Origin of the sequence: Nonomuraea sp. NPDC052129 (assembly GCF_040680095.1) — a bacterium.
GTDB lineage: Bacteria > Actinomycetota > Actinomycetes > Streptosporangiales > Streptosporangiaceae > Nonomuraea.
This window is the reverse complement of record NZ_JBFAVX010000009.1, coordinates 327,471-334,588: the sequence shown is the minus strand read 5'-3', so window position 1 is coordinate 334,588 and position 7,118 is coordinate 327,471. Positions and strand designations below refer to the sequence as shown.

General features: G+C 68.7%; 7 protein-coding genes. 3 read left to right on the top strand and 4 right to left on the bottom strand.

Going from position 1 to position 7,118, the window contains the following annotated elements; genetic code table 11:
- Positions 1–141 precede the first annotated feature (141 nt).
- Positions 142–1,356: an FAD-dependent monooxygenase gene (locus AB0L53_RS22935; RefSeq protein WP_363997039.1), complete on the bottom strand. Its 1,215-nt coding sequence runs from the start codon at positions 1,354–1,356 to the stop codon at positions 142–144.
- A gap of 197 nt (positions 1,357–1,553) precedes the next feature.
- On the opposite strand from AB0L53_RS22935, the gene AB0L53_RS22930 reads away from it, so the two are divergent.
- Positions 1,554–2,777 (top strand): helix-turn-helix domain-containing protein, encoded by a 1,224-nt coding sequence (locus AB0L53_RS22930; protein WP_363997036.1) that lies wholly within the window; start codon positions 1,554–1,556, stop codon positions 2,775–2,777.
- A 285-nt stretch (positions 2,778–3,062) separates the two neighbouring features.
- On the opposite strand, the gene AB0L53_RS22925 is transcribed toward AB0L53_RS22930, so the two are convergent.
- On the bottom strand, positions 3,063–3,803 hold the full coding sequence (locus AB0L53_RS22925; protein WP_363997033.1) for a hypothetical protein: 741 nt from the start codon (positions 3,801–3,803) through the stop codon (positions 3,063–3,065).
- 140 nt (positions 3,804–3,943) lie between these two features.
- Here AB0L53_RS22925 and AB0L53_RS22920 point away from each other — a divergent pair, with 140 nt between their 5' ends.
- Complete coding sequence (locus tag AB0L53_RS22920; RefSeq protein ID WP_363997031.1) at positions 3,944–4,750, top strand: aminoglycoside phosphotransferase family protein; 807 nt, start codon at positions 3,944–3,946, stop codon at positions 4,748–4,750.
- 103 nt (positions 4,751–4,853) lie between these two features.
- On the opposite strand, the gene soxR is transcribed toward AB0L53_RS22920, so the two are convergent.
- Positions 4,854–5,303 (bottom strand): redox-sensitive transcriptional activator SoxR, encoded by a 450-nt coding sequence (gene soxR / locus AB0L53_RS22915; RefSeq protein WP_363997028.1) that lies wholly within the window; start codon positions 5,301–5,303, stop codon positions 4,854–4,856.
- 76 nt (positions 5,304–5,379) lie between these two features.
- Between soxR and AB0L53_RS22910 the strand changes: the two genes are divergently transcribed.
- Positions 5,380–6,333, top strand: a complete 954-nt coding sequence (locus AB0L53_RS22910; RefSeq protein WP_363997026.1) for an erythromycin esterase family protein — start codon at positions 5,380–5,382, stop codon at positions 6,331–6,333.
- Between the two features lie 6 nt (positions 6,334–6,339).
- Here the strand turns inward: AB0L53_RS22910 and AB0L53_RS22905 are convergent, their stop codons facing one another.
- Entirely contained in the window at positions 6,340–6,984 is a 645-nt protein-coding gene (locus AB0L53_RS22905; RefSeq protein ID WP_363997023.1) for an O-methyltransferase, read from the bottom strand.
- Positions 6,985–7,118: the final 134 nt, after the last annotated feature.

Here is a 7,118-nt window from a genome sequence, read left to right as displayed (position 1 = left end):
TCTTATTCCCGGCGCCCCCCCCCCCCCCCCACCCACCCCACCTGCTTGTTTGTGGTTCGCTCCCCCTAACCGCCCCACCCCCCCCGACCGTGCGGCCACCGCGCTGACACCCCCACCTACACACCCACTCCAACCAGACCCTCAGTACGCCGCGAGCGTGAGCGCGTTGGCGGCCTCGTTGAGCGGCTTCATGATCGGCCGTATCGCCAGATCCTTCCACGGCAGGCGGTTGACCAGTCGCATCATCGTGGTCTGCATCCTGATCTGCATCGGGCTGCCTGCGACCATCTGCGCGGCGTTGCTCGCGCCGAGCGTCACGTTCACATCCACGTACTCGCGCATGGCTTCCCGATAACCGGCATAAGCCGCACGATGCTCGCCCGCCGCCGCGCTCAGTTCGCCGGCCAGCACGTACGCGCCCACCAGCGCGAGGCTGGTGCCCTGCCCGGACAACGGGGATGGGCTGTAGGCGGCGTCGCCGACCAGGGCGGTCCGGCCGGTGGACCAGTCGTCCATGCGAACCTGGCTGACCGGCGTGAAGTAGAAGTCCGGCGAATGCGGCATAGCTCGTAGCAGCGCGTCGCTCTCCCATCCGACGCCGGCGAACGCCTCGGTCAGTACGCGCTGCTGGGCGGCCCTGTCGGAGCGGCCGGGCAGGACGGCGGGGCTCGGGAAGACGAACTGCGCCTTCGCGGTGTCGGGCCGGGTGGCGTAGACGTTCACCACCTTGCCGGGCGTCGGATAGAGCAGTTCCCAGTGGTCGAGTCCGAGGTGGTTGGGGACGGTGAAGACGGCCGCGTGCATCCCGAGGGGGTGTACGTAGCGCTCCTCCGGACCGAAGGCCAGGCGGCGCACGGTCGAGTGCAGGCCGTCGGCGCCGATGACGAGGTCGAAGCGGCGGGGCGCGGCATGGCGGAAGGTGACGTCGATGCCGTCGGGGCCTTCGTGGAGCGAGGTGATGGTGTCGCCGAACAGGTATTCGCAGCTGTCACGTGTCGCGTCGTAGAGGAGCCGGGCGAGGTCGCCACGCATCACCTCGTCGTCGCCGGGGGCGCGCATGCCGATGAGGTCGGGGCCCAGGGTGGCCAGTGGCTTGCCGCTCTTGGCAACCCATGAGCCGCCGCGGATGGCGGTACTTGCCCGCCGTACGGCCTCCAGCATGCCCATCCGCTCGACGACCTGCATGGCCACGCCGCGCAGGTCGACCTTGTAGCCTCCCTCGCGCACCTCGGGCGCCAGTTCGACCACGGTGGGGGCGAATCCGTAGCGGCGCAGCCAGTAGGCCAGAGCGGGGCCGGCCACGCTGGCGCCGGAGATCAGAACGTTGCGGTTGGCGAGTCGCCGTGAGTTCGTCATGCCAAGAACCGTAACAGCCTTGCCAGATACTTGGCAATAGCTTTCCAATTATGTTGCCATCATGCTCTGACTGACCTACTCGGCCCTGCTAGAAGCTTTGGCAAGGGTTTGCCAGATGTATGTCGCGTGGCTAACATGAACTGCGGCAGAGGGCCGGTCGGCCCGGCGCTTCGACCTGGCAAGGAGACGACAGGCAGATGTTGACGCAGCCAGCCTTCGGCCGACGGCTCAAACAGCTGAGGACCGAACGCGGCCTGACCCAGGCTGAGCTCGCGGGCGAGGGCATGTCCACCGGATACCTCTCCCGCCTGGAGTCCGGGGCCCGACCCCCCACCGAGGAGGCCGTGGCCCACCTGGCCAGCCAGCTAGGCGTCGCTCCCGAAGACCTGGCCGAACCGCCGGACTGGTCGCTGGCGCGCAGCCTGGCCACCACCGTCGGACTCGACGTGGACGAGGCGGGCGAGCTGCTGGCCCGAGCCCTGCGTACGGCGGGCGGCGAGGACCCCCTGCTGCGTTGGCAAGCGCTCTGGCAAGTCGCCGAATGGCGACGCCTCAACAATGAGCCCACCGAGGAGCGCACCTGCCTGGATGAGCTGGTGGCGCTCGCCGACGAGCTCGATCTGCCCGAGTTGCGCGCCCGAGCCGGGGCGCGGCTGGCGCGCGCACAACGCGAGGCGGGCCAGGTGCCGGCCGCGGTCGAGGCCGCGATCGGCGCCTACCGCCTCGCGGTCGACGAGGGCCTGCCACCACACATCGTGGCCGACACCCTCCTGGCGCTGGTGTCCTCGCTGGCCGAGGCGGGCCGGATGGCCGAGGCCCGGCAGCACGCCGACGAACTGCTCACCCTGGTCGCGGGCCTGCCCGCCGGCAGGCTCCTGGCGGAGGCGGCGTGGACCGTAGCCGGCGTGCGGCTCCGACAGGGCGAGCCCCAGGTCGCGCTGAAGCTGGTCAACGACGCCCTGGAGCAACTCCAAGGCCGCCTCGACCCGGCCATGTGGGTACGGCTGCGCATCGTCGCCGCCCGCCTCCACCTCAACTTCACCCCGCCCGAGACCGAACCCGCGCGGCGCCGTATCGAGGAGGTCGAGGCGTGTCTGCCGTTCGCCGGCACGCCCACGGTCGAGCAGGAACTCCTCGCGCTACGCGCCCGCCTGGCCTTCCACACCGGGCACACCGACGAAGCCCGCGCCCTGCTCGACCGGCTCGCCGACGCGCACGACCACCTGGCCTACCAGGAACAGATCCGCTTGGACGTACTGCGCAACCAGCTCCTGCTGCTGGACGGCAAGCAGGATGAGGGCATGCGAGGCCTTCGAGCGCTGGCCGAGCAGGCGCAGGAGCGCGCCAACTTCGACCTGGCCGCGGAGATCTGGCGCCACGCCGCCGAGTCACTGGCTCGAACCGGCGGCGAGAACCAGTAACGGGAACTCTCACGTGGGCCGTCACGCAGACTCGATGACGGTGGGCTGGCTACCATCTCCGACTCGGATGGGATCCGATCCCGTGGCCCCAGCGCGCCAGCCTTGATCTGCTTTCGGATGATCGCCGCCACCCGTTGATAGATCGGCGTCGCATCCATGTCGAACCCTCGAAGCCCGATCACGAGAAGCTTGCCTGGTCGGAGCCGCTCCGCAGATCGGTACACGTACGAGTGCGTCAACACACCAGCGCCTGCCAGGACCACCTGCTGTACGAGATCGGGCTGCTCAAGCGACTCCCCGGGCCAAGGTGGGACGGCGCGTGAAGCGCCGCCTGAGAAGGATGTAGAGGACCAGTACCGGGTAGCAGAGCAGCCGGGCCGGATCTTCGAGTACCTGCTCGAAACGGAGCCACTGCAGCAGGCCCTCCATCGTGCTGAGCCAGCCCCCCGCTATGCGGACGGCGAGGGTGACCAGCAGGGTCACAGCCAAATAGTCGATCAGGAGTGTCAGGCCCCTGTGCCACGACGGCCTGAATGGCGCGGCGGTGGCGGGCTCCCCGGCAGGGCCGAGCGCGTGCGTCGCGAGGAGCACCAGCAGGGCGGCCGTCAGGAGGAACAACTCCCACGGCCCATACGCGACAGCCACGGTCTCGAACCAGCCCAAGCTGAACAGGTGAAGTGGCCCCTCGCATGAGGCATCCCCGGCGTACACGGGAGTGAGCGGTTTGACGAACGCGATCAGGGTGAGGACCGCCGCCGCCCGCCGGCCTGCCGCGGCCGAATGCCAGTGGCCGAGAGCGGTGAGCACGACCAGCACGGGAACGGCCCACGTCGTCGCGAGTTGGGTCAATGTGGCGAGATCGCTCCGCAGCGGTAGGAACGGCGATTTGTCCCAGGAGCTGAGGTCTCCGAGGCAGGCGATGGATCCTCCGTACTCGCTGTCGGATCGAGGCCGCCACGTGTCCCAGGTGGGATAGGCCGCGGTGGCCAGAGCGGCCACCCAGACCAGCAAGGCTAATCGCGACAAATTGGGCCTCCTTTGTTTGGGCGAAACCCTATCGATGATCTTCAGAACGCCAGCCCGCCCGCAGGAGTGCGACGCGCGAATCGCTGCTCAGCCGGGTCGATGCCGGGCTGGTGTGGGGCCTGATCCGAGATGATCGGCGGATGAGCGATCGCAGCATTGAAGAGCAGCCGCTGATGGGCGGGGTGGACAACGTCGGGGCGGTCGTGAAGGTGGGTGACACCGTGCGCCGTCCCGGCGGGCCGAACGCGCTCCAGGTCCGTGAGCTGTTGGGCCATCTGGAGAGGGTCGGCTTTCGTGGGGCTCCGCGATTCCTCGGTGTGGATGAGCGTGGCCGGGAGATTCTCGAGTACCTCGAAGGGGACGTCGCCATCCCGCCCTACCCGAACTGGGCTGCGGATGACGATCTGCTGGTCAGTGTCGCCCGGTTGCAGCGGCAGCTCCATGCGGCGGCGGCCGGCTTCCGGTTCTCTGGCGGGGGGACATGGCCGCCCGATCAGCATCTGCCTGGCGTCGAGGGAGACTTGGTCTGCCATACGGACCTGTGCTTGGAGAACGTGGTCGTTCGAGGCGGTCGAGCCGTCGCGTTCGTCGATTTCGATGGGGCTCGTCCGGTCGACCCATTGTTCGACATCGCGATCGCCACCAGGCACTGGATCCCCTTGCGTGACCCGGTCGACATTGAGGACGCGCGCATGGACGCCGATCTGGTGCGCCGGTTCCATCTCTTCACGGGCGAGCACCAGCTGACCGGCGACCAGAGGGACAGGCTGGTCGGGATGCTCATCGACTTCATGGACTGGGCTCTGGTGTCCCTGCGCGCCCGCGCCGAGTCAGGACATGTCGGGTTCGCCGGGCTGTCCGCTCAGGGGTATGAGGGCATGAACCGGCGCTCCCGTACCTGGCTCATCGAGAACCGCTACAAGTTGGCCGGAGGAGAGCCCGGATGAGCTCGCTGTCCACCGCGATTCCCGGGCGGACCTAACCGGAACAGAGCTGGGCGCGTAGGGTCTCGCCGGCCCACCGTTCCCAACGCTCACGCGGCTTGCTTGATCAGGGCTCCAGCAGGCGGCGCGGGCCCGGGCCCTGCTGGGCGAGCGTGTCGCCCGGATTGACCAGCGCGCACTGCTCGAACGACAGGCACCCGCACCCGATGCACTCCGTGAACCGGTCCCGCATCCGTTCCATCCGCTCGATCCGGGCGTTGATCTCCTCGCTCCAGCACTCCGACGCCCTGACCCAGAACTCCCGCGTCGGCGGGACGCCCTCCGGCAGGAACGCCAGCACGCTCCCGATCACCGACAGCGGTATGCCGACGCTCTGGGACGCGCGGATGAAGGCCACCCGCCGCAGCGTGGTGCGGTGATAGCGACGCTGGTTGCCGGTGGTCCGGCGGCTGTCGATGAGCCCCTGCCGCTCGTAGAAGCGCAGCGCGGACGCGGGTACGCCGCTGCGCTCGGACAGCTCACCGATGGTCAGTTCCTTGGCGATCGCTTCGGGCATGCCCCCGAGCCTAGCTTGACTTAAACATTGGTTTAAGTACGAGCCTGTCATCGAACGCCACGACAGGGGAGCACTCATGACCGATACGACAGCGGCCTGGATCAACCGTCACGCCCACCCGCTCGACCTGTTCCCCGGTCTACTGCCATTGCGGGATATCGTGCGCGATGCCACGGTCGTCGCCCTCGGCGCTTCGACCCGTCAGGCCCATGAGCTGTCGGTGTCCGCGCACCGGATGGTGCGGTTCCTGGTCGAGGAGCTGGGGTTCCGCTCGCTCGCGCTGGAGGGTGACGACCCGGCTCGGGTCGGGCTCGACGATTACGTCCGTACGGGGAAAGGCGACCCGCGCGTGTCGCTGGCCGGTGCGCGGGCCTTCTGGCGGACCGGGGAGATCCTCGACCTGGTCCGCTGGATGCGGGCCTACAACGAGGACCATCCCCACGATCCGGTGCGGTTCGCCGGCGTGCGGCCCCCGGCCGAGCCGGCCGCCGGCATGAAGGCCATTGAGCGGCGGATGGCCGAGGACACGATCTGGTGGCACGAGCGCACCGGAGACAAGATCGTCTACTGGGGCGGCCTCGCGCACACCAGCATCGGCACCGGCCTCCTGCGGCTCGGCCCGCCCTCATCTGCCCAGGTCTCTCAGGGGTCCGGCTCGCCGTCATCCCCGGAGGCCGCCGCGTACCGCAACGTGGGCGGGCATCTGCGCGAGCGCTTCGGAACCGGCTACCTGTCGATCGGGCTGACCTTCGGACACGGCACGTTGCCGTTCGAGGTGCCCGCCCCGCCGCCCGACTTCGCCGAGACGGTCCTGAGCGCCGCCGATCTCGACGACTTCCTGCTGGACCTGCGCGTCGAAGCCCCGGCCGCCGTACGGGCCTGGCTAGACGCGCCGGCCAGGACGCGGCTCATCGGGCCCCGCTACGACCCGGCGGACGACGCCGCCTACCACCTGTCCGGGGGCTCGTTCGGCGGCTGGTTCGACGCCGTCGTCCATCATGAGCGGGTGACCCCCGTCCGCGACCTGTAGAGAGGGCTAGTGCCGGCGCACCATGGTGAGCCCGTCGGCGATCGGCAGGACGACCACGGTGACCCGGGGGTCCTCTCGCACGAGGTCGTTGAACTCACGCATCTGCACGGTCCGCGCGTCCGTGACGGCCGGGTCGGCCACCCGGCCGCTCCACAGCGTGTTGTCCACCATGAGCAGGCCGCCCGGCCGCAGCCGGTCGATCAGCAGCTCGTAGTACGCCGGGTAATTGGGCTTGTCGGCGTCGAGGAAGGCCAGGTCGATGGGCCCCTGGAAGGCGGCGAGCGTCTCCCGCGCCGGGCCCAGGGTCAGGGTGACGCGGTCGGTCACGCCGGCCTTCTCCCAATAGCGGCGGGCGATGGACGTCCACTCGTCGCTGACGTCGAAGCAGTGCAGCGTGCCGCCGGACAGGCCCCTGGCGATGCACAGGGACGAATAGCCGGTGAACGTGCCCACCTCGACCGCCACCTCCGGCCGGGTGAGCTGAGTGATCATCGTGAGGAACGTGCCCTGGTCGGGCGTGATCTGCATCCCCGCGCTGTCGCCTGTCGCCGCGATCGTCTCGGCGGCGAGCTCCTCCAGCAGGTGGTCGGGCGGGGTGGAACGGTCGAGGATGTATTGGGCCACGGCGGGGTCGAGAAATTCAGCTTTCATGATTCTCATTCTTAATGGGCATGGGAGCAGCTCCGGCCACTAGCCGGGCACAATGTGGAAAGTCATAATCCCCGATCTCTAAAGACATAAAACGTCCGATATGTCAAACGGGTACTCTTACGGGGTGGGTGAAA

Coding starts and splice junctions, on each gene's coding strand:
- AB0L53_RS22935 (WP_363997039.1), bottom strand. CDS start 1,356: ATGACGAACTCACGGCGACTCGCCAACCGCAACGTTCTGATCTCCGGC.
- AB0L53_RS22930 (WP_363997036.1), top strand. CDS start 1,554: ATGTTGACGCAGCCAGCCTTCGGCCGACGGCTCAAACAGCTGAGGACC.
- AB0L53_RS22920 (WP_363997031.1), top strand. CDS start 3,944: ATGAGCGATCGCAGCATTGAAGAGCAGCCGCTGATGGGCGGGGTGGAC.
- soxR (WP_363997028.1), bottom strand. CDS start 5,303: ATGCCCGAAGCGATCGCCAAGGAACTGACCATCGGTGAGCTGTCCGAG.
- AB0L53_RS22910 (WP_363997026.1), top strand. CDS start 5,380: ATGACCGATACGACAGCGGCCTGGATCAACCGTCACGCCCACCCGCTC.
- AB0L53_RS22905 (WP_363997023.1), bottom strand. CDS start 6,984: ATGAAAGCTGAATTTCTCGACCCCGCCGTGGCCCAATACATCCTCGAC.